Origin of the sequence: Xanthomonas sp. DAR33341 (assembly GCF_003992815.1) — a bacterium.
GTDB classification, from domain to species: Bacteria; Pseudomonadota; Gammaproteobacteria; order Xanthomonadales; family Xanthomonadaceae; genus Xanthomonas; species Xanthomonas cissicola.
In genome coordinates this window covers 23,263-44,360 of sequence record NZ_QEYV01000039.1, presented here as the reverse complement: position 1 = coordinate 44,360, position 21,098 = coordinate 23,263, and the positions used below count along the sequence as shown (strand labels likewise).

At 64.5% G+C, this 21,098-nt stretch carries 15 protein-coding genes and 1 riboswitch; of the genes, 4 read left to right on the top strand and 11 right to left on the bottom strand.

Features of this window, described 5'->3' with window-relative positions; all coding sequences use genetic code 11:
- Positions 1 to 268 precede the first annotated feature (268 nt).
- From der to ndk, 7 genes are all read right to left on the bottom strand, one after another.
- Complete coding sequence (gene der / locus EO156_RS20695) at positions 269 to 1,666, bottom strand: ribosome biogenesis GTPase Der (protein ID WP_003482878.1); 1,398 nt, start codon at positions 1,664 to 1,666, stop codon at positions 269 to 271.
- Between the two features lie 10 nt (positions 1,667 to 1,676).
- Positions 1,677 to 2,894, bottom strand: a complete 1,218-nt coding sequence (bamB, locus tag EO156_RS20690; protein ID WP_011051284.1) for an outer membrane protein assembly factor BamB — start codon at positions 2,892 to 2,894, stop codon at positions 1,677 to 1,679.
- On the bottom strand, positions 2,894 to 3,532 hold the full coding sequence (locus EO156_RS20685; RefSeq protein WP_016848750.1) for a tetratricopeptide repeat protein: 639 nt from the start codon (positions 3,530 to 3,532) through the stop codon (positions 2,894 to 2,896). Before EO156_RS20685 ends, bamB begins: the two co-directional genes overlap by 1 nt.
- A 70-nt stretch (positions 3,533 to 3,602) precedes the next feature.
- Positions 3,603 to 4,463: a helix-turn-helix domain-containing protein gene (locus tag EO156_RS20680; protein ID WP_016848749.1), complete on the bottom strand. Its 861-nt coding sequence runs from the start codon at positions 4,461 to 4,463 to the stop codon at positions 3,603 to 3,605.
- Positions 4,460 to 5,248: a type IV pilus biogenesis/stability protein PilW gene (gene pilW / locus EO156_RS20675; protein WP_016848748.1), complete on the bottom strand. Its 789-nt coding sequence runs from the start codon at positions 5,246 to 5,248 to the stop codon at positions 4,460 to 4,462. Before pilW ends, EO156_RS20680 begins: the two co-directional genes overlap by 4 nt.
- A 10-nt stretch (positions 5,249 to 5,258) precedes the next feature.
- Positions 5,259 to 6,452 carry a 23S rRNA (adenine(2503)-C(2))-methyltransferase RlmN gene (rlmN, locus tag EO156_RS20670; protein ID WP_005914477.1) on the bottom strand — a complete coding sequence of 398 codons (1,194 nt, stop codon included), beginning with the start codon at positions 6,450 to 6,452 and terminating at the stop codon, positions 5,259 to 5,261.
- Positions 6,453 to 6,482: 30 nt separating this feature from the next.
- Complete coding sequence (gene ndk / locus EO156_RS20665; RefSeq protein ID WP_016848746.1) at positions 6,483 to 6,908, bottom strand: nucleoside-diphosphate kinase; 426 nt, start codon at positions 6,906 to 6,908, stop codon at positions 6,483 to 6,485.
- Between the two features lie 218 nt (positions 6,909 to 7,126).
- Between ndk and EO156_RS20660 the strand changes: the two genes are divergently transcribed.
- From EO156_RS20660 to EO156_RS20650, 3 genes are all read left to right on the top strand, one after another.
- On the top strand, positions 7,127 to 7,759 hold the full coding sequence (locus tag EO156_RS20660) for a TetR/AcrR family transcriptional regulator (protein ID WP_003482890.1): 633 nt from the start codon (positions 7,127 to 7,129) through the stop codon (positions 7,757 to 7,759).
- Positions 7,760 to 7,783: 24 nt separating this feature from the next.
- Positions 7,784 to 10,156: a 3-hydroxyacyl-CoA dehydrogenase/enoyl-CoA hydratase family protein gene (locus tag EO156_RS20655; RefSeq protein ID WP_016848745.1), complete on the top strand. Its 2,373-nt coding sequence runs from the start codon at positions 7,784 to 7,786 to the stop codon at positions 10,154 to 10,156.
- Positions 10,157 to 10,312: 156 nt separating this feature from the next.
- Positions 10,313 to 11,518, top strand: a complete 1,206-nt coding sequence (locus EO156_RS20650; RefSeq protein ID WP_016848744.1) for an acetyl-CoA C-acyltransferase — start codon at positions 10,313 to 10,315, stop codon at positions 11,516 to 11,518.
- Positions 11,519 to 11,834: 316 nt separating this feature from the next.
- On the opposite strand, the gene crcB is transcribed toward EO156_RS20650, so the two are convergent.
- The gene (crcB, locus tag EO156_RS20640) at positions 11,835 to 12,236 is read right to left on the bottom strand and encodes a fluoride efflux transporter CrcB (protein ID WP_016848743.1); all 402 of its coding nucleotides are present in this window, start codon (positions 12,234 to 12,236) and stop codon (positions 11,835 to 11,837) included.
- Positions 12,237 to 12,344: 108 nt separating this feature from the next.
- Positions 12,345 to 12,412: riboswitch (Fluoride riboswitch) on the bottom strand.
- A 2-nt stretch (positions 12,413 to 12,414) separates the two neighbouring features.
- Positions 12,415 to 13,788, bottom strand: coding sequence for a replication-associated recombination protein A (locus EO156_RS20635; RefSeq protein ID WP_003482897.1), 1,374 nt, complete (start codon positions 13,786 to 13,788; stop codon positions 12,415 to 12,417).
- A gap of 169 nt (positions 13,789 to 13,957) precedes the next feature.
- On the opposite strand from EO156_RS20635, the gene xopZ reads away from it, so the two are divergent.
- On the top strand, positions 13,958 to 18,193 hold the full coding sequence (xopZ, locus tag EO156_RS20630; protein WP_016848742.1) for a XopZ family type III secretion system effector: 4,236 nt from the start codon (positions 13,958 to 13,960) through the stop codon (positions 18,191 to 18,193).
- Positions 18,194 to 18,314: 121 nt separating this feature from the next.
- Here the strand turns inward: xopZ and lolA are convergent, their stop codons facing one another.
- Together lolA and EO156_RS20620 are read right to left on the bottom strand one after the other, a co-directional pair.
- Positions 18,315 to 18,986: an outer membrane lipoprotein chaperone LolA gene (gene lolA, locus EO156_RS20625; protein WP_015472033.1), complete on the bottom strand. Its 672-nt coding sequence runs from the start codon at positions 18,984 to 18,986 to the stop codon at positions 18,315 to 18,317.
- 64 nt (positions 18,987 to 19,050) lie between these two features.
- Entirely contained in the window at positions 19,051 to 20,979 is a 1,929-nt protein-coding gene (locus EO156_RS20620; RefSeq protein ID WP_050595537.1) for a DUF3857 and transglutaminase domain-containing protein, read from the bottom strand.
- Between the last annotated feature and the right edge of the window lie 119 nt (positions 20,980 to 21,098).

Below are 21,098 nucleotides of genomic sequence, written 5' to 3'. Positions count from 1 at the left end.
GCATCACTCGGCCGCCGAAGCAGGAGATGGGCCTTAATAACGCGCTGCGCTACGAGCGACTTTCGCTTGCACCTGCACGCGCCGCCACCCGTGCCCACAAACGAACGCGTGCATGCGGCAGGACTGCATACAGCCTCGATCGGACGCTCACGAAGATGCACGGAACGTGCAAATCCCGGGCTCTAAGAACGACTTACCGCGCACAGGCCACAGAGCCACACGCCTCCCGCACCGCCTGGACATCACGCCTCAGCCGGCCTGCGCGCCGTTACTTCCCTTTGACATGCCGCATCAGGCGCCGCTTGCGGGCCACCTGACGATCGGAAAGCGGATTCTTCTTGCCCTCGTACGGATTGGCGCCCTCACGGAAGATGAAACGCACCGGCGTACCAACCAGCTTGAAACGCTTCCGGAAGAAGTTTTCCAGATAGCGCTTGTACGATTCCGGCAGCACCTTCAGGCGCGTGCCATGCACGATGAAGGTCGGCGGATTCGCGCCGCCCGGGTGCACATACCGCAGCTTGGAGACATGCCCGCGAATGCTCGGCGGCGGGTTGGTCTCATAAGCGATTTCCAGCGCCTGGTTCACTTCACTGGTGCTGAACTCATGCGTGGCCGATGCATGGGCGCGGTGAATCGCCTGGAACAGCTCGCGCATGCCCGAGCCGTGCAATGCGGAAATCCGCACCGCCTCGGCCCAGTTGACGAAGCCCAGCTTGCGCGACAGCAGATCTTCGGCCTGCGCACGCTGGTAATCGCTTTGCCCGTCCCATTTGTTGATCGCCACGACCAAGGCACGCCCGGCATCCAGGATTGCGCCGAGAATCGTCGCATCCTGATCGGTCACGCCTTCAGTGGCGTCCAGCATCAGCACCGCGACCTGGCATTGTTCGATCGCCTGCAGCGTCTTGAACGCGCTGAATTTCTCGACCGCCTCTTCCACCTTGCCGCGCCGTCGCAGGCCGGCGGTGTCGATCAGGCGGTACTGACGGCCATCGCGCTCCAGGTCCACGGCGATCGAATCGCGCGTGGTACCCGGCACTTCCGAGGCGATCATGCGTTCTTCGCCCAGCAGGCGATTGACCAGGGTCGACTTGCCCACATTCGGGCGCCCCACGAAGGCGATGCGTACGCGCGCCGGGTCGTTGTCCAGCAGCTCGCCGGCCCCTTCCTCGGGCAAGCGCGCACCCACCTCGTCAAGCAATTCGTCGATGCCCTGCCGATGCGCGGCAGACAACGCCACCACGTCGGAGAAGCCGTAGCGCGCGAATTCCGAGCGCACGGTTTCTTCGTCGGTGCCGTCGATCTTGTTGATCACCAGCACGGTCGGCCGCGCCAATTTGCGCAACCAGGCCAGAATCTCGTCATCGAGCGAGGACGCGCCTTCGCGGCCATCGACCACGAACAGCACCAGATCGGCTTCGCCGGCGGCGGCCCGTGCCTGGCGGGCCGTGGCCCCGGCAAGACCTTCCTCGTCGCCGGCGATACCACCGGTATCGACGACGATGAACGGCTGCTGCTCGTCGAGACGGCAGACCCCGTAGTTGCGGTCGCGAGTGACGCCTGGCTGGTCGTGAACCAGCGCGTCACGGGTGCGCGTCAGCGCATTGAAGATGGTGGACTTGCCGACATTGGGCCGTCCAACCAGGGCGACCAGGGGCAGCATCGCAAGGTCCTTATTGTGCCAACCGGAAGGCGGTGAGATCGCCGTCGGTGTTTTGTACCAGCAAAATGCCGTCGACCACCTGCGGCTGCGCCAGCAGCGTATCGCGTCCGGCACGTGCGCGCGCGGCCAGTGCGCCGTCGCTGAGTTTCAGCCAGTGCAGATAGCCCTTGTAGTCGCCGACCACGGCGTAATCGCCCTGGATGGCCACACCGGTCAGCGAACGGCGTGCCAACGCAGCCTGCGACCACATCGCCGCACCGCTGCTCTTGTCCAACCCCCACACCGATCCGGCGTTGTCCGATACGACCACGACCGCCGACGACACACCAACGCCGCCGGCGCCGCCATGATCGCGCGTCCACAGCGGACGGCCGCTCGGGCCTTCCAGTGCGAGGGTTTCATTCTTGAAGCTGGTCGCGTACAGCGTGGTGCCATCCAGCACCGGCGCGCCATCGACGTCGGACATGCGCTCCAGCTCGGTACGGCCTTCCGGCACGCCGATGGCCTGCTCCCACAACGGGCGACCGTCCTGCAGCGCCAGCGCACTCAAGGTACCGCTGTCGTTACCGACGAACACCACGCCCGGGCCGGTCACGATCGGCGCATTGCCGCGGACGGACAAGGTCGGGCCTTCTTCGGCGTGGAACCAGCGACGCTCGCCGGTTGCGGCATCAAACGCGGTCACCCGACCGTCGTTGCTACGCACCAGCACCAGGTTCTGTGCGATGGCCGGCGCAGCGATCACTTCGTTCGGCACTTTGGCCCGCCACTTTTCAGTGCCGTCTGCCTGGTTCAGGGCGATCACATCGCCGGACAGGCTACCAATCACCACCAGGCCCTCGCCCACACCGGGACCACCGGACAGACGCTGCTTGAACTTGCGGTCGTTACGCTCTTCTTTCTTGGGCTTGTATTCCCAGACGCGCTTGCCGGTCTGCAGGTCGAGTGCCTCCACGCCACCGGTGATCGCCGCTGCATATACCTTGCCGTCGGCCACTGCCGGGCGCTGACGGACGCCGATATGCCCTTCACCCTTGCCGACGCCGGCAGACCAGATCTTCTCGACCTTGACCGATGGCTCGAACTTCACCAACTCGGCAGGTTCCTGCGCCTTCTTGGCAGCAGCATCCTTCCCGGCAAACCAGCCCTTGACGGTGCTGCAGCCAGCCAGCGACAGACCCATCACGGCAATCAACGCAATGCGCTTGTACATATCAACCTGCTTCATCAAATCTGCTCCGCCGGATCGGGCACCTTGCCGCCCACATCCATCAGCTTGGTTTCCAGCAACCGGCGCTGCGGCGAGGCCACATCCACCGTGGTCAGGGCCTTGGCGTACAGCGCTCGCGCCTCATCCGGCTTGCCCTGCACGACCAACGCGTCGGCGCGGATCTCCAGGCTGGCGTGATCCTGCGCATCGGCCAGCAGCTTGATCGCTTCGTCGGGCTTGCCGCTTTCAGTCAGCAGGCGCGCCAGGCGCTGCTGCACGATCTGCTTGAGCTCGCCTTCGGCGGGCACGTCGCGCAAGGTCTTGATCGCCTCGGCATTCTTGCCGGCATCCACCTGGGCCTTGGCCAGCCGCAGCGCCGCCAGCTCGGCGTAAATGCCGCCCTTGCCGTCGTCCAGCGCCACGATGTCCTTGGCGGCCTTGTCCAGGTCCTTGGCCTGAATCGACTTCACCACCGCCTCGTAGCGGCCATTGGCCTCGACCAATGCGGTGTTGGTGCGCGTCTGCCACCACTGCCAACCCAGGATCAGCGCCAGACCAAGCAGGACACCGCCCACCAGACCCGCGCCATTCTTTCTCAACCAGGAACGAACGCGTTCACCTTGTTCGTGTTCGTCCAGCAGATCGTTGATCGCCATGCGTACTCTCGCTCCGTCATCCCGGAGGCGCGGAACATCAAAAGGGATAAATGAAAAACCGCAGTCCGCTTCACTCGGAAGCAGGTACCACGGAGCCGTCGGAGGATACCGCAAAACGGGCCACGTTAGCGCGCTGGAACGGTTTCACGTCGACGATACTGCCGCCTTGCTGAACCTGTACCGCCGAAGCATTGCCGAGCACGATGCGCCCCACCTGACCGGGCGAATACGTGCGTTGTTCACCGGCACGTATCAGGGCTTTTTCGACCGCACTGCCATCCGGCGCCAGGATCTGCACCCAGCTGTCGCCGCTGAAACTCAACGACAAACTGCCGCCAGGAGCAACTGCCTCCGCAGGCGCCTGGACGTCGGCGGCAGCACGCGGCACCGGGGTCATCGATGCGATATACGGCGCCGGCTGTTCGCGCGGCGCTGCGGCGGCCTGCGTTGCTGGATTGCGTGGCGCAGCGGACTTTGCAGCCTCCGGCATGCTGTCCAAGGACACCGTGCTTGGCGCCTTGCCATCCAGATGCGAGCGCGTCGCATACCAGACCGGTACCGCAAACACGCCGGTAATGACCACATACATGGCCTTGCGCGCGGTGCTTTCGAGAATGCGCCGCGCACGCGGCGTATGCGTGTGACTCACCAGCTTGACCGGCTCGATCGGCGCAATCGTGGCCTGCTGCAACAGCGGCTCCAGATCGACCTGCAACAAGCGCGCATAGCTGCGCAGCTGCCCGCGTACGAACACCGGCGCGCCCAGCCGCTGCCAGTCCTCCTGCTCCAACGCGCGCACCACGTGTGCCGGCATGCGCAACTTGCCGGCCACCTCGTCCACACTCAGGCCTGCCGCCTCGCGCGCTTCGCGCAAATGCTGTCCGCAGCCCTTTTCCTGCTCGAAAAGGTTCGGATTGGAATCACTGATCACAATGCATTGGCCCCGGGAGTAGCGGTCGCTGCGTCAGGGAATTCCTTGACCAACCGCTGTTGGTAACGGCCGGCAGCTACCTTGTCGCCTAGCCCTTGCTCGATCTGAATGGCGAGTTGTAACACGGAAGCAGTTGCCGGTGCAGCCGCAAGGCGGCGTTCGATAAAAGCGCGGGCTTCGAAATAATTGCGGCGCCCGGCTTCCAGACGTGCCATCGATTCGAGCGCATACGGATTATTCGGGTCTAAATCGAGCGCTTTGCGCAGATCGCCTGCTGCTCGCTCAGGCTGTCCTGCCTTAAGCGCGCAACCGCCGGCATTGCCCAATGCAGACGCAGGCGAAGCGTACGTCCGGTCGGCCAGTGCGCGATCGAACCAGGTCAACGCTTCGCCGGGCGAGCCATTCGCGCACAACCAGGCGCCATAGTTATTCAGCACGTCGCCGCGTTGCGGCGCGATTTCTGCGGCCCGCCGGTACGAAGCACCAGCTGCCGCCGCATCGCCCCTGGCGCCCTGAATCAGCGCCAGCAGGCCGATGGCATCCACCGACTGCGGGTCCTTTTTCAAGGCGGCGCGCACCTGCTCTTCGGCACTGGCGTAATCGCCGGTCTGCAGCCGGTTGCGGGCCAGACCCAATTTCTCCTGGACGGCCAGGCGATTCTTGGTGGCCTTGTCGTCGCGGAACGAATACACCGGCGCGACTTCCTCCACACTCTTGGCCGAGCCGGCCTTGGCATTGCGACCACCGCAACCGACCGCGCTCAGCGCGATCGCCACGGCCGCCATTAACGCGAGTTCACGCTGCCGCATCTCGATCGGCCTGCCCTTCCAATGTGCGGCGGAACTCCGCCTGGCGACGGGTACGGTCCATGACCTGCCCCTTGAGCTGCCCGCATGCGGCGTCGATGTCGTCGCCACGGGTGCGGCGAACCATCGTCAACACCTGCGCATCGAGCAGGATCTTCTGGAACGCGCGAATCTCGGTCTCGCCCGAGCGCTCATAGCGCGTCCCAGGAAACGGATTGAACGGAATCAGATTGACCTTGCCGGCGTCCTTGGACTGCACGGCGTTGTCGAACTGCCGCATCAACCTGGCCAACTGGCGCGCATGCTCCGGCTGGTCGTTGATGCCTTTCATCAGCGTGTATTCGAATGTCACCGAATCGCGCTTCTTGCTGCCGCGCAAGTAGCGTGCGCACGACTCCATCAACTCGGCGATCGGGTATTTCTTGTTCAACGGCACCAGGCTTTCCCGCAGCGCATCGTTGGCTGCATGCAGCGAGACCGCCAGCGAGACGTCGCTTTCGGTGGAGAGCCGGTCGATCATCGGCACCAGGCCGGAGGTCGACAGTGTGACCCGCTTGCTGGCCAGCCCGTAGCCAAGATCGTCGCGCATTACGCTCATCGCGCGCACGACGTTGTCGAAATTCATCAGCGGCTCGCCCATGCCCATCATCACCACATTGGTGAGACGGCGCTGCTGGTGCGGCACATTGCCCAGATGGCGCGCCGCCACCCACACCTGGCCGATGATTTCGGCCGTGGTGAGGTTGCGGTTGAAGCCCTGGGTAGCGGTCGAACAAAAGCTGCAGTTCAAGCCGCAGCCGACCTGGGAGGACACACATAGCGTGCCGCGGCCCTTGTCGGGGATGTAAACGGTTTCGATGGCGTTCTTGCCGTCGGTGCCCATGGCCAACAGCCATTTGTGGGTGCCGTCGGCCGAAGGCTTATCGAACACCACGTTCGGGACGAGAACCTCGGCGTGTTGGTGCAACTTCGCACGCAGCGCCTTGCCGAGGTCCGTCATCTGGTCGAAATCGGTGACGTAGCGATGATGGATCCACTTCATCACCTGATGGGCACGGTAACGCGCCTCGCCAAGCGTATCGGCGAAGAAGCGCTCCAGCCCCTCGCGATCGAGGTCGAGCAGGTTCTGCTTGCGCGGCTCCGGGGTACGGACGGAGCCGTCCTGCAGCACGGAAGGGATCACGACCTCATTCACGATTCGACTCACTCGGCCTCAGCGCGAGACCACTTCGGTGGCGGCAAAGAAATACGCGACTTCGTTGGCAGCGTTCTCGACCGAATCCGAGCCGTGGGCAGCATTGGCATCGATCGAATCGGCGAAGTCGGCGCGGATGGTGCCCGGCGCAGCGTCCTTGGGATTGGTCGCGCCCAGCAGGTCACGGTGTGCGGCGACGGCGTTCTCGCCTTCCAGCGCCTGGATCATCACCGGGCCGGAAATCATGAACTCGACCAGCGCGTTGAAGAACGGACGCTCGCGATGAATGGCGTAGAAGCCTTCGGCTTCGCGACGCGACAGCTGCTTGTACTTGGCGGCCACGACCTTCAGGCCAGCCTTTTCGAAGCGGCTGTAGATTTCGCCGATGACGTTCTTGGCAACGGCGTCGGGCTTGATGATGGACAGGGTGCGCTCCAGCGCCATGGGAAGTTCTCCGTTGGGCGGGCCACTGAAGGCCCGAGGTTATCATGAAAAAAACCCGCGACAAAACGCGGGCTTAGGCTTCTTTGCGATGGTCAATTCTATCTCGTCAACGCCGCGTTTGCACACCGCCTCCTGAATCGTGCTGCGTTGCGACATGACCTGCCAGCGGGCGAGCCCGTAGACTCAAACAATCGTTTGATTGAGTCCTGTCTTCGCGCATGCCCAAGCCCGCCCACTTCTCCACCAAGGACCGCATTCTCGGTGCGGCCGAGGAGCTGTTCGCCCAGCACGGGTTTGCAGGCACGTCGCTGCGCCAGCTGACCACGCAGGCCGACGTCAATATCGCCGCGGTCAACTATCACTTCGGCTCCAAGGAAAACCTGGTCAACGAGGTGTTCCGCCGGCGCATGGACGAAATGACCGCAGCGCGCCTGCAGCAGCTGGAAACGGCGAAGAAGTCGCAGCCCGGCGAGCTGACGGCCGTGCTCGCCGCCTTCGTCGAGCCGGCGTTGGCGATGGCGCAGGACCGCCAGAACGGCGGCGCGTTCGTACGCGTGATCGCACGCGCGTACGCCGAAAAGAACGACAACCTGCGCAAGTTCCTGTCCGACCACTACGGGCATGTCCTGCGCGAATTCGGCAAGGCCATTGCCGGCTGCGTGCCGGGCCTGAGCAAGGAAGAGCTGTACTGGCGGCTGGACTTTCTTGCCGGCGCACTGACCTATGCCATGGCCGACTTCGGACTCATCAAGCGGCCTGCGGGCGTCAGCGAGGCCGACCACCGCGCGCGCGCGGCGCGCGAACTCATTCGTTTCGCGGAACCCGGTTTCCGTGCTCATTCCACACCGTAAACGTTCCACAAGAGGCCTATCGCTATGTCCAACCCGTTGCTAGTCCGTCGTGCCGCCGTGCTCGGTGCCGGCGTCATGGGCGCGCAGATCGCCGCCCACCTCACCAATGCCGGTGTCGACACCGTGTTGTTCGACCTGCCTGCCAAGGAAGGCCCGGCCGACGGCATCGTACTCAAGGCGATCGCCAATCTCGGCAAGCTGAGCCCTGCCCCGCTCGCCAGCAAGGCGCTGGCCGAGGCGATCACGCCAGCCAACTACGAGAGCGGTCTGGAGCAACTGCGCGACTGCGATCTGATCATCGAAGCGATCGCCGAACGCATGGACTGGAAGCAGGACCTGTACAAGAAGATCGCCCCGTTCGTCTCTGAGCATGCAGTGCTGGCATCCAACACCTCCGGCCTGGGCATCAACAAGCTGTCGGATGTGCTGCCCGAGCAGCTGCGCCATCGTTTTTGCGGCGTGCACTTCTTCAACCCGCCGCGCTACATGCACCTGGCCGAGTTGATTCCGGCCAAGGGCACCGACAAGGCCGTGCTCGAGGGCCTGGAAGCCTTCCTGGTGACCACGCTCGGCAAGGGCGTGGTGTATGCCAAGGACACGCCGAACTTCATCGGCAACCGCATCGGCGTGTTCTCGATCCTGTCCACCATCCATCACACGCAGGAATTCGGCCTGGGCTTCGACGAAGTCGATGCGCTGACCGGCCCGCTGGTCGGCCGTCCCAAGTCGGCCACCTACCGCACCTCCGATGTGGTCGGCCTGGACACCATGGCGCACGTCATCAAGACCATGGGCGACACCTTGCCGGACGACCCGTGGCATCAGTATTTCAAGTCGCCGAAGTGGCTGGAGGCGCTGATCGCCAAGGGCGCGCTGGGCCAGAAGGTCGGGGCCGGCATCTTCCGCAAGGTCGGCAAGGACATCGTGGTGCTGGACCTGCACAAGCAGGACTACCGCGCCGCCGATCGCAGCGCCGCGCCGGAAGTGGTCGAGATCCTAAAGATCAAGAATCCGGCCGAGAAGTTCGCCAAGCTGCGCGAGAGCCAGCATCCGCAGGCGCAGTTCCTGTGGGCGAGCTTCCGCGACCTGTTCCACTACAGCGCCTTCCATCTGGCCGATATCGCCGAGACCGCACGCGATGTGGATCTGGCGATTCGCTGGGGCTACGGTTGGTCGCTGGGCCCGTTCGAGACCTGGCAGGCAGCCGGCTGGAAGCAGGTGGCGCAGTGGATCGCCGAAGACATCTCCAACGGCAAGAGCATGAGCAGCGCACCGTTACCTAACTGGGTGTTCGACGGTCGCGATGGCGTGCATGGCGCCGAGGGCTCGTATAGCCCGGCGCGCGACGCCAAGCTGCCGCGCTCGTCGCTGCCGGTGTACAAACGCCAGCGCTTCCCCGATCCGTTGCTTGGCGAGCAGTTCTCGCCGGGCGAAACCGTGTTCGAAAACGACGGCGTGCGCATGTGGCACGACGGCGACGACATCGCGGTGGTCAGCTTCAAGACCAAGATGAACACCGTTTCCGACCACGTGCTCAACGGCTTGCAGGACGTCGTTGGCCGCGCCGAGAAGGACTTCGCCGGCCTGGTGATCTGGCAGCAGAAGGAGCCCTTCTCCGCCGGCGCCGATCTGGCCGGCGCGCTCGGCCTGCTGCAGGCTGGCAAGGTCGATGCCTTCGAAGCATTGGTCGCCAATTTCCAGGCCACCAGCCAGCGCATCAAGTACGCGCAGGTGCCGGTGATCTCGGCCGTGCGCGGCTTGGCACTGGGCGGCGGTTGCGAGTTCCAGATGCACAGCGCCAAGACGGTGGCCTCGCTGGAGAGCTACATCGGCTTGGTCGAAGCTGGCGTCGGCCTGCTGCCGGCCGGCGGCGGCCTGAAGGAAATCGCGGTACGTGCATCGATCGCCGCAGGCCCGGGCGGCGACGTGTTTGCCGAGCTCAAAAAGACCTTCGAAACCGTGGCAATGGCCAAGGTCTCCAACTCGGCGGTCAATGCCAAGGAACTGGGCCTGCTGCGCGCCACCGACAAAGTGGTGTTCAACAGCTACGAGAGCCTGCACATCGCCAAGGCCGAAGCGCGCGCACTGGCCGAGGGCGGCTACCGCGCCCCGCTGCCGGCACGCCATATCCAGGTTGCCGGCGACGTCGGCATCGCCACCTTCAAGATGCTGCTGGTCAACATGCTGGAAGGTCGCTTCATCAGCGAATACGACTATGAAATCGCCAGCCGCATCGCCACGGTGGTGTGCGGTGGCGAAGTCGATCGCGGCGCGCTGGTCGATGAAGAATGGCTGCTCAAGCTGGAGCGCAAGCACTTCGTCGAACTGGCCCAGCAGGAAAAGACCCAGGCCCGGATTGGGCACATGTTGAAGACGGGCAAGCCGTTGAGGAACTGAGAATCGGGAGCGGGGAATCGGGAATGGGTAAAAGCCCAACCTACTCCCCGCTTCTCCCAATTATCTGCCGGGTGATGAAGATGGCGAACCCAGGCGAATCCGCACTTGCGATTCCCGATTCCCCTCTCCCCATTCCCGGCTTTCGGAGATAGCCAAATGAGCAAACAGATTCAAGAAGCCTACATCGTCGCCGCCACGCGTACGCCGGTAGGCAAGGCGCCCAAGGGCGTGTTCCGCAACACCCGCCCCGACGACATGCTGGCGCACGTGCTGCGCGCCGTGGTCGCGCAGGCGCCGGGCATCGATACCTCGCGCATCGACGACGCCATCATCGGCTGCGCCATGCCCGAAGGCGAGCAAGGCATGAACGTGGCGCGCATTGGCGTGCTGCTGGCGGGCCTGCCCAATTCGGTGGCCGGTCAGACCATCAACCGCTTCTGTTCGTCCGGCATCCAGGCCATCGCCATGGCGGCCGACCAGATTCGTCTGGGCAATGCCGACCTGATGCTGGCCGGCGGCACTGAGTCGATGTCGATGGTGCCGATGATGGGCAACAAGGTGGCGATGTCGCCAAGCGTGTTTGCCGACGACCATGTGGCCATTGCGTACGGCATGGGCATCACTGCCGAGAAGGTCGCAGAAGAGTGGAAGGTGTCGCGCGAAGACCAGGATGCGTTCGCGCTGGCCTCGCACCAGAAAGCGATCGCGGCGATTGCGGCCGGCGAGTTCCGCGACGAAATCAGCCCGTACGAAATCCACTCGCATCAGCCCGACTTGGCCGGCAACGTCATCGCCTTGCGCAAGAAGCTGGTCGATACGGACGAAGGCCCGCGTCCGGACAGCTCGATCGAGGGCCTGGCCAAGCTGCGCCCGGTGTTCCGCAACGGCCAGTTCGGCGGCAGCGTCACCGCCGGCAATTCGTCGCAGATGAGCGATGGTGCCGGCGCGGTGCTGCTGGCCTCCGAGCAGGCGATCAAGGATTACGGCCTGACTCCGCTGGCCCGCTTCGTCAGCTTCTCGGTCGCTGGCGTGCGCCCGGAAGTCATGGGTATCGGACCGATCGCCGCCATTCCCAAGGCGCTCAAGCAGGCCGGCCTGACCAAGGACCAGCTGGACTGGATCGAGCTCAACGAAGCCTTCGCGGCACAGGCGTTGGCGGTTATCCGCGACAGCGAGCTGGATCCATCCAAGGTCAACCCACTGGGCGGCGCAATCGCCCTTGGCCACCCGCTGGGCGCCACCGGCGCGATCCGTGCCGCCACGCTGGTGCATGGCCTGCGCCGTCGTCAGCAGAAGTACGGCATGGTCACCATGTGCATCGGGACCGGCATGGGCGCTGCGGGCATCATCGAAGCGCTGTAAGGCGCGCTGGAGCGCCGGGTCGGCCTTCCGGGTCGATCTGGTGTCTCCATCGGTGTCATCGACCTGCGGAGATCAGGTCAGCGATCAAATCTCCATGCTGTCGCCAAAAGGGCGTGCGCAAGCACGCCCTTTGCTCTGCCGGTCAACGCGGTCTCGCCAACGTCGCGGCGAGGCGATCCAACGCATATCCCCCCGCGTCATTGAAACGCGATGCATTGCATTCTGCTGCATCGGTCATCTCGGCCGCGGCGATTGAAGCTGGCGATGTAGATACGGCAATGGGCACGCCGCACACACCGCGACCAGGCGGTCGCGCTCAGCGCGTCACCAGCCATTGACCGGTCCGCGCACCTGCGAAGACCAGCGCCAGTCCAGCCAGCAAGGTCACCGCCAGATAGATGCCGATCATCGTCGAGCGGTCGGTGCGCGCGAATACCAGGCACTCCATCATCAGCGACGAAAACGTGGTCAGCCCACCGATCACCCCAACGATCAACAAGGCCCGCAGCGGCCAGCTCGATGGCCCGCGTGCATCCAGCCAGACCAGCAACACGCCGGCAACGAACGACCCGAGCAGGTTCACCGTCAGCGTTCCCCACGGGAAGAAGGTACCGAAGCGCTGGATCAACGAGGCACCGATCGCAAAACGCAAACCGGATCCCAGCGCACCACCGGTCATCGCCAGCAACAGCTGTTGCCACCACACCGGTGCGTTCATGCGCGCACCCCGCGACCGAAGCGTGCTTTCGAAAAAATAGTGTGCGACATCGGCGTCATCCTTCCTGAGTCAAGAGCGATGCCGGGGCACAGACCTGCCGCCCCGGCGGGGTGGGCAGGCATCATTAGCGCGCGGGTGCGCGCGGTTCGAGGAGGAATGCCATCTCCTGTGCGGCCGATTATGCCGTGGGCTTGCCGGCCTTGTCAGCCCGTGCCTGCGCACGCGCCTCGCGCAGCCGATCGAGCTTTTCCTTCAGCTTGATCTCCATCCCGCGCGGCACCGGGTTGTAGTACACGCGCTCGCCCATCGCATCCGGGAAGCCGGTCTGATCCAGCGCGATACCGCCCTCGGCATCATGGTCGTACTGATAATCCTGGCCGTAACCCAGCGTCTTCATCAGCTTGGTCGGTGCGTTGCGTAGATGCAGCGGCACCTCCTGCGTGCCGGTGGCGCGCACTTCGGCCTTGGCCTGATTGAAGGCAGCATAGCCGGCGTTGGATTTGGCAGTGCTGGCCAGATACAGCACCAGCTGTGCGAATGCCAACTCGCCCTCCGGGCTGCCGAGGCGCTCGTAGATGTCCCAGGCTTCCAGCGCCATGCTCTGCGCGCGCGGATCGGCCAGGCCAATGTCCTCGATCGCCATGCGGGTCAAGCGACGCGCCAAATACGCCGGGTCGCACCCGCCATCGAGCATGCGCGTCAGCCAGTACAGCGCTGCATCCGGGTTGGAGCTGCGCACGGACTTGTGCAACGCCGAAATCTGGTCATAGAACTGCTCGCCGTTCTTGTCGAAGCGGCGCGTACGGTCGGCCAGCACCTGCAGCAACGTCTGCGGCGTAATCTCGCCACCCTCGCCTGCCGCCAGTTCCGCAGCAATTTCCAACAGCGTCAGGGCCCGACGCACATCGCCGTCGGCGGCGCTGGCGATTTCCAGCAGCGATGCTTCGCTGACCTGGATCGTCTCGGCCCCCAAGCCGCGCTCGGCATCGCGCAAGGCACGCTGCAAGGCTTCGACGATGTCCTGCGGCGACACGCCTTCCAGCACATGCACGCGGCAGCGCGACAACAACGCTGAGTTCAACTCGAAGGACGGGTTTTCAGTGGTCGCACCGACGAACAGAATCGTGCCGCGTTCGATATGCGGCAAGAACGCATCCTGTTGCGCCTTGTTGAAGCGATGCACCTCATCGACGAACAACACGGTGCGGCGGCCACCGGCAAAACGCTGCGCGGCCTCTGCCAGCACCTGCCGCACGTCCGGCAGGCCGGACAGCACGGCCGAGATCGCCTTGAATTCGGCGTCTGCGTAGTGCGCCAGCAACAAGGCCAATGTGGTCTTGCCGCATCCCGGCGGACCCCACAGGATCATCGAGTGCACGCGCCCGGATTCGACCGCGCGCCGCAAGGCGCTGTCGGGAGCCAGCAATCGTTTCTGCCCCACCATCTCGTCAAGCGTGCGCGGCCGCATCCGCTCTGCCAGGGGCCCCATGGCGCTGCGATCGACATGCAGCAGATCGGGTGTGATCGAGTCGGGACGTTTGGCTTTGCTCACCCCTTTATTCTACCGCCTGCGCCTGATGGACGTTCCACAACGCAGTGTTCGGCCGTCGCTGGCAGGGACGTCGACGTTCTCTTTCCAAGCGACCACTTCGCGCAGGTGCACCGCATCGACTGCGCAGCGCAATACTGTTACTGAGTAACGAGTCATCGCATGTCATCGCTTGCCTGCACCTCGCATCGGCCACGAGCTGCGCCAGCGCAAGCGGCACGTTCAGCGTACGGATTTCACCATGCCCCGCATTCCGCTTCGCCCCTCTGCCATCACCGCTTGCCTTCCAGGGATGGCCGAGACCATCTCGCATCCATCCAAGCCTTCTGCGCGGCGGCAGACGCACAACAAATTGGCGACTCCGGACCCATGCGCGTTCGAGGCGGAACTGATCCAGGCCCAGGACGATCCGCTGGGCTGGTCCGCGACGCTGCTTGAGCAAGCGAGACAGCCAAGTGTCGTCGACCCAGGATTGAAAGCCGCTCCCAAACGCAAACACGCTCTCCTGCGGCCCTGCAGGAAGGCCGCAGAGCAATTGGGGCTCAGTAGCGGTTCGCCAGAACCACATACGAGCCTGCTGCGCTATTCCTCGGTGCAGTACGAGCGGGACACACCAGCCGGCCAATCGGATCGCAACGCCACTACCGCCCGTGATCTGCAAGCAGCCCCGTTACTGTCCAATGCCACCCAGGATCTCAATGAGGCGCTGATCGCCCGCCTGGAGCAATCCAACAACGACCTGGCCGCACGCATCTCCCGGCGTCGCCAGGACGAACTGATCTACGCGCATGCACAAACGCTACAGGCTGCACGCGGGCAGTTGGCCTTGAGAGCCCGGCGCGCCGCCAACCTCAGCGACAGCATCCACGTGCTGACGCGCGAACGCGCCGAACTGCTGCGACAGCTGCAGGGATGTCATCTGCAAACTGATGCAGTGGCGGCCGCAATCCACGATCTCGAGTCGGACATCCTCTCCGCACGCGCGACATTGAACGCGCTACCGGACGATCAGCCGTCGCGCGCGGTCGCAGCGCACGCGGGCCCATCCTCGGCCGACGCGCAGCAGGGCGTCGATCGCTTACAGCTGCAGCGCACCTGCACTCGGCTCGAACACGCAGTGCAGCAGGCGCGCGCGCGCGGCGATACGCTGGCCAAAGCGGTCTTTTTCGGCCGCGGCTCGGCACAGGCAGCACAAGCAGAGCAAGCACTTGCGGATGCTAACGCGGAGATCGATCAATTGCGGAGCGCGTATGCGCAAGCGCGCGATGCGTTGCAGTCGGATCAAGCAAGCAGCTCTGCCAACAGGCCGGCGCCTCGCACGCTCGGCTCGCACCTTGCTGCAGAACGAAACCGGGAAATCGAGGCACTGCGCACACGGCTGGGACGCGACGAGAACATGCTGACCCTGCAACGCACGCATGCCGAGCGCTGTCAGCGAAATGCGCGGCGCCTACAGGAGCGCCTCGCCCAGGTCGACGCGAAACTGCAGCAGGCGCGGCATTCGTCGCGAATCAACACCGAGGAGTTGTGGCAGCACGAACAGACGGTCAGCGCGCTGGAAGCAGCGAACGGCGACATGCAGCGCGTGGTGGAACATGCAGCCGCACATGCGCCGACCGATGAGGCCCGGCCCGTCGCTGCCGATATCGTCGCCGACACCATGGAGGCACTGCTCGAGGCCCTACCCGGCTTTCGCGAGGAAACCATCGACCCCGTGAATCGACAGGTACTACGCGCCTGGGCTGACGGTCTGCATGGCCGCAGCGCTGCGTTCGGGAGCGACGCCTTGCAGCCGGTCGACGCGTTGCGCATCGCCCTGCAAGCCTTGGCCATCGCCAGCGACGGCGATGCCACGGCAGCGGCCAGCACGCTGCAACGCCTGGGCGTGGTGCAGTTGCGTGAGCTGATCCCGCCGCCACAGGTCTCCATCGCTGCCGAGGCGGTCCCGACGATGGAGACGGTCACCGCCTGCGTCGGCCTGTTGGCCAGCGTTCCGCGCGGCATGCAGGTTCTTTCGCACATGCTGCGCGAAGAACCCACGCCCCCCTCCAGGGAATGGTTGGAGGCGGCGCAGATCCACCTGCGTGCAAGCCACCGGCTTGCACTCACCCCGGACGCAGAACAGGCTGAACGCACCTGGCTGAGCGATGCGCAAATGGGAGCGCGCCATGCCGTGCATGGAGACTCGCCGCTGCAGGGCCTGCAGTCTGCAACCGATGCCCAGCGCGGCGCCTTTCATGCGTTCCGCAACGGCTACGAAACCACCGGAGCAGGTTCGCCCTATGCGCGCGTCAACGCATGCCTGCAGATGTTTGCGCAATGGGCGGTAGCAGGCAGCGCACCGCGCGGCAAGCGCGCCCTCAATCCCTTCAACGCACTTGCGTTGGGAATGAAGGTTGGCGCCTCCGAAGCGCTTCCTACCGCTGAGCGGCGTGCCAACGACGCTTTCCGAGAGGCGGCCGGCCACTTGACCAGTTGGCTCGTCGCGCGCCGCCAGATCCAGCGGGCGGGCGGGCGAATGCCGTCGCAGGACGAACTGGCAATGCAGGCGCTACTGGAATACGCGCAATGGCTCCCACACGAGCAGAACGCGACCGACCTGACCTTCACTGCGAAGGTGCTGGGCACGATCGAACGGCGTGCCCAGGAGCTTCAGCGCTCGGTGGCTGCCTCCGTGAACGAGGCCGACGACCTGCAGCCGGCGGCGTGCCATCCAGCGATCGCGTCCGCCTGGGCTGCATTACGCGCGGGCCGCATGCGTCTGCCAGAAACGCTGCGTCTGATCCAACGCGGCCTGCTCGACCACGCCGGACAGCCGAGCGACCTGCCGGTCGGTGCAGCGCCGTTGGATGAAGAACTGGCGTCGGTCGCGCGCGACCACTTTCATCGGGCCGTGGGTCATGCCAGTCGCTTTCTGCATGAAGGCGACACCTCCCGCGTCAAGTCGCCACGCGCGCTATTCGAATGCCTGCGCAACCTGATGGAACGGTTGGAATGGCGCGACAAGCTGCGTCTCACCGAGCAACGTGTGATCGGACTCAATACGACGCCGCTGTCGGCTGCGCTTGCGATCATCCCCAGCGGCCTGGGACTGAAACTCTCCGCGGGCGGCCAGACCAGTTCCGATCGCTCGGTGGAGATTTACATGGGGCGAACCGGGCTGTCGCTGCAGATCGGGCGGCAGAAGGCGCGGCAGTTCAACGCCAGCACCGGCATTAGCGCAGGCGTGCTGCTGCCGGGTACCGAACACGCACCGGTGGGCATCACAGGCGCAGCCGAGTGGCGCATGAAAAAGGAATCGGGCATCGAGCACGGCGTGCAGATCCGCGTACCACGGCGGGGCAAGGGCCAGGAGCTGGAGCAGCGCGCGCAATTCCTGGCCATGTTTGAACACTTGCTGCAACTCGCCGAGCAATCCGGCGGCGATGCAGGCCAGTTGAGCGAGCGCGACTTTCTGGGCGAGCTGCTGGCGCACCACCCCAGCATCACCGTCGGCTTGATCGGCCATGCCGAGCGCAACGCTACGGCCACCGAATCCAGCCTCAGCGTCGCTGCCGGCGTGCGCGTGGGAAACATGGACGGCCGACCCCGCCGCGCCACCCTGGGGGCATCGCTCGGCCTGAAAGCACGGCGGGAAACCTCCCGTTCGCAGACGCCGATCGAAGGCTACATGACGATGGTGCTGAAGGATTCGAGCGCGCAATCCAGGGTGGAGATTGCAGGACGCGCATCGGCCAGTCTCGTCGCCCAGCAGTGGACGCACCCAAGCACCGGCAATGCGCCGCCCACGCCAGTGGCGCGGCTGTCCATGGCCACGCTCGATCTCGGCTATAGCAGGGAACTGCGCTCGGCCGGCAGCAATACGTTCTCCACCTTGTGGATGTTCAACAACGAAATCGATCCTGTGCGCACGGATCGTGGCTTCGAATTCTTCAACTTCGCCTCATTCGAACGCGAGGTGAAACGCAACTGGCAGCTATGGACCCACTACGGAATCTCCAAACTGCAGGGCAAGGTCGACGACCAGCGCCTCTATATGGTGGCCGAGCGCCAGTTACAGGACTTCATCGACCGGGTCCGCCTCCACATGCAAGACAACAAGTTCGCCTCGCTGATCGTGGACTGGGTGCTGCAGGCGGAGGCTGCACCGCACCTGGACGCATTGCGCGCGCAGGCCCAGCTATTGCGGGTCGCCGGATGCGAAGCGCAGGCGGCGGAGGCCGATCGCGCCTTCGATGAGCTGATCAGCCACCCAGGCATCTGGGAACCGACCATCCTGATCCTGCGCGAAAAGGGCAAACGCCAGCGCGAGCGTGGCATCGATTTCTTCATCAAACGCCAGACCAACCAGGCAGCGGAGGCGATGCGGACGGTCGGTCAGTGGATCCCGTACGAGCCAGTCCCGTAGCGCTGCCGGCATCGCCCCTGTGTAGGGCGTCTCGGTCGAGCCACAGCGACTGCCGCGGCCCTCACAGGCACAGCCGCCGCTCGCTACACCATGCCTTCATCCGAGCGTCCCGCTGACGCTTTTACTGCGCGTCGCCCACCACATCCACGCCCTTGGCCGGCGTATAGCGGAAGGTGTCTGCAGCAAACGCCGGATTGCGCTTCCAGCCGCTAAAGCCGATCGCGGTGCGCTGGCCGACCGCGTCTACCACTTCCATCCTGGCCAGGCCTTCCCTGCCGAACCCCAGCGAGGCGATCTGGAAGCTGGCGTCGGTGTCTACCTTGGGCGTCAGCGACAGCCACTGCAGGCCGTCGCGTGGCGCGGCTTCTTCGCTGACGTCGTACTTCTTGTCCAGAAGCGCCGGGTCGATCAACGCAACCAGCGGGCTGTTCTGTTCTTCGCTGCCCTGTGCGCGCACGGTGACCTGCTCCAGATCCGGGTCGAATACCCAGACCTTCTTGCCATCGGCCACGATCAGCTGCTTGTAGGGCTTGGCGTATTCCCAACGGAACTGGCGCGGCGTTGCCAGTGCAACCCGCCCGCTCGAGGTCTCCTTGACCCGGCCATTCGCGTCGGTCACGCGCTGACTGAACTGCCCATCCAGACCCTTCAACCCTCGCGTGAAGGTATCCAGCTCCTGGCGCGCACCGGCAAACGCAGTGCTGGCGAACAGAGCAGTGGCAAGGACGGCATAACGGAGCTGGCGATGCATCGCGGTCTTCCAGAAGGGAATGCGTAGATTCTGATACTTCATAGATGAATGGGCGAGCGCTATCGCACGACGTGTTCAGATGGCAGCGTGTGCGCGGCAATCCGCCTCATTGTGCCGTCTGCACCCTGGTCAGATCGCCATAGACGATCTGCCCACGAAAGCCGCGCCTCACCTGTTGATAGAGTTCGCGAAACGCACGGTAATCCTGCGGCTGGCACAGCGCCTGAGGCCCGCGCACGGCGGCGCGCTGCAGGCGATGCACGGCGGTGACCGTCTGTCCCTGCCGTGTCCACTCAGCCTGGTATTGGCCGGCGGCATTGCGAAAGGTGCTGCTGCGCGGAATGGCGATGATCGGCACCGTCTCGGGAAAGATCACCACGTAGGTTTCTTCGCGCACGCTGTCGTTGCAGTAAAACGGGGTCAGATTGTTTTCGGCCGAGGTGGTGGTGTAGATGGCGCGCGTTGACTCGGCCCCGGGCATGTCCGGCAAGGTCATGCCGCCGACCACCGAGAAATCCACCGCGTCCTTGGCCTGGAAGGTGTAGCGGTAGTTGAACGGTGCATCCAGATCCAGCGGGTCGCCCTGAATCAGCAGATCGCCGGTGCCGTCGAAACCGGACTGGGCAAGGATCGACTCTTCGATCCGGTTGCGATTCTGCGCATTGAGCTGCACGAACATCGCGCGCAAGCCCACTTCGCCGGTCTGCCCGCTGTCGAGCGTGGTGGTGCCCTGCAGATCGCCCTGCGGCGTGAACCGGTAGTCGGTGCGGGCGACATAGCGATTGACCTTGCGGTCGTTCGGCGGCGTCTGCGTGACCTTGCCATCGCGCGTATGCACCACCGGCGCGCCGAGATCGCCGGCCGGCAACTGGCCGAAGCGCGCGTAGGGGTTGGTCGAGTCCACGTACAGATCGAATGCGGGAATGTAGGTGATGGCGTGATTGAAGCGGCCCAGCACCGGGATTTCCGGCAAGGTCGGGCCACCCTCTGCCCCGATCAGCACCGGTGTGCTGGCAATTCCCTTGGCCGCAAGCAGGGCCTCCAGAATTACGGTGTGGTCTTTGCAATCGCCGTAATGGTTGGCCAGGATGCTCTCTGCGCTGTTGGGTTCCAGCCCGCCATTGCCCAGATACACCGCCACATAGCGGATATTGCGCGCCACCCATGCATACAGCGCGGCAGCCTGCGCGCGCGGCGCATCGATACCGCGCGTGACCTCATCGGCCAGCGCCTGGATCGCCGGCGTCACCGCCGCGGCGCGCCCGCCTTTGACGTGGTAAGCCAGGCCCATCTGCGACCAGCTATCGAAGGTGCTGGCCATCAAGGTCGGGCTGAACTCCCAGGTGGCCGCGCTCCAGTTCTGGTTCTTCATCGGCGCGCTGCGCTGGTAGCGCCACTCCCAGCGTGCCTGGTCGCCGCGCACCACTGGCTTGGTGCCGCCCTGCAGCCCGCGTGCAGAAAGATGCATCGGCAGACCCTTGGGCGCGACCAACGTAATCACGGCATCGTCGTACTGCGCGAACACGCTGAAGGTCTCCCACAGGCTGAAGTAACCGGGGAAATACGGCGTGTTCTGCGCCCGCCGCACGCGGTACACAATGCGCGCGCCCGGCGCCAGATTCGGGAACACCACCACTTTCACCTTGCGGTCGGCATACATCGCTGCCGAGGCGCTGGAATAGCTTTCCTGGGTATAGATCTTGTCGGCCGCCACGTCCTGGCGCAGCCCTTCGGCCGTGACGGTATACGCCTGCAGCACTTCGAGCGTTTCCATCTTCTCGCTATAGCTCAACCGGACCTGGCTGAACTGCTCCACGGCCGACTTGGTCTTGAGCAGGATCTCGTACTCGTCGGTTTCAACGCTGCTGGCGTCTGCGCGCACCTCGTAGTCGGCGCGGTAGCGCACGAAACTGTAATTGGTGTCGGCCTGCGTGCGTGTCGCAGCGCTGGCAGCGGGTGCGGGCCGTTGCTGTGCCTGGGCAAGCAGCGGAATACAGAGGAGCAGCACGAGCACTAACGAGGGACGATGCAACATGGGTCTCGATCACGGCGGGCCGGAGCGGCCCTCGCCCACAGGGTAGCCGTTGTACCCGGCATTGACAGGCACGGACTTCCAACAATGCGGCATTGCTGCAGGCGCCCAACCGGGGGCTG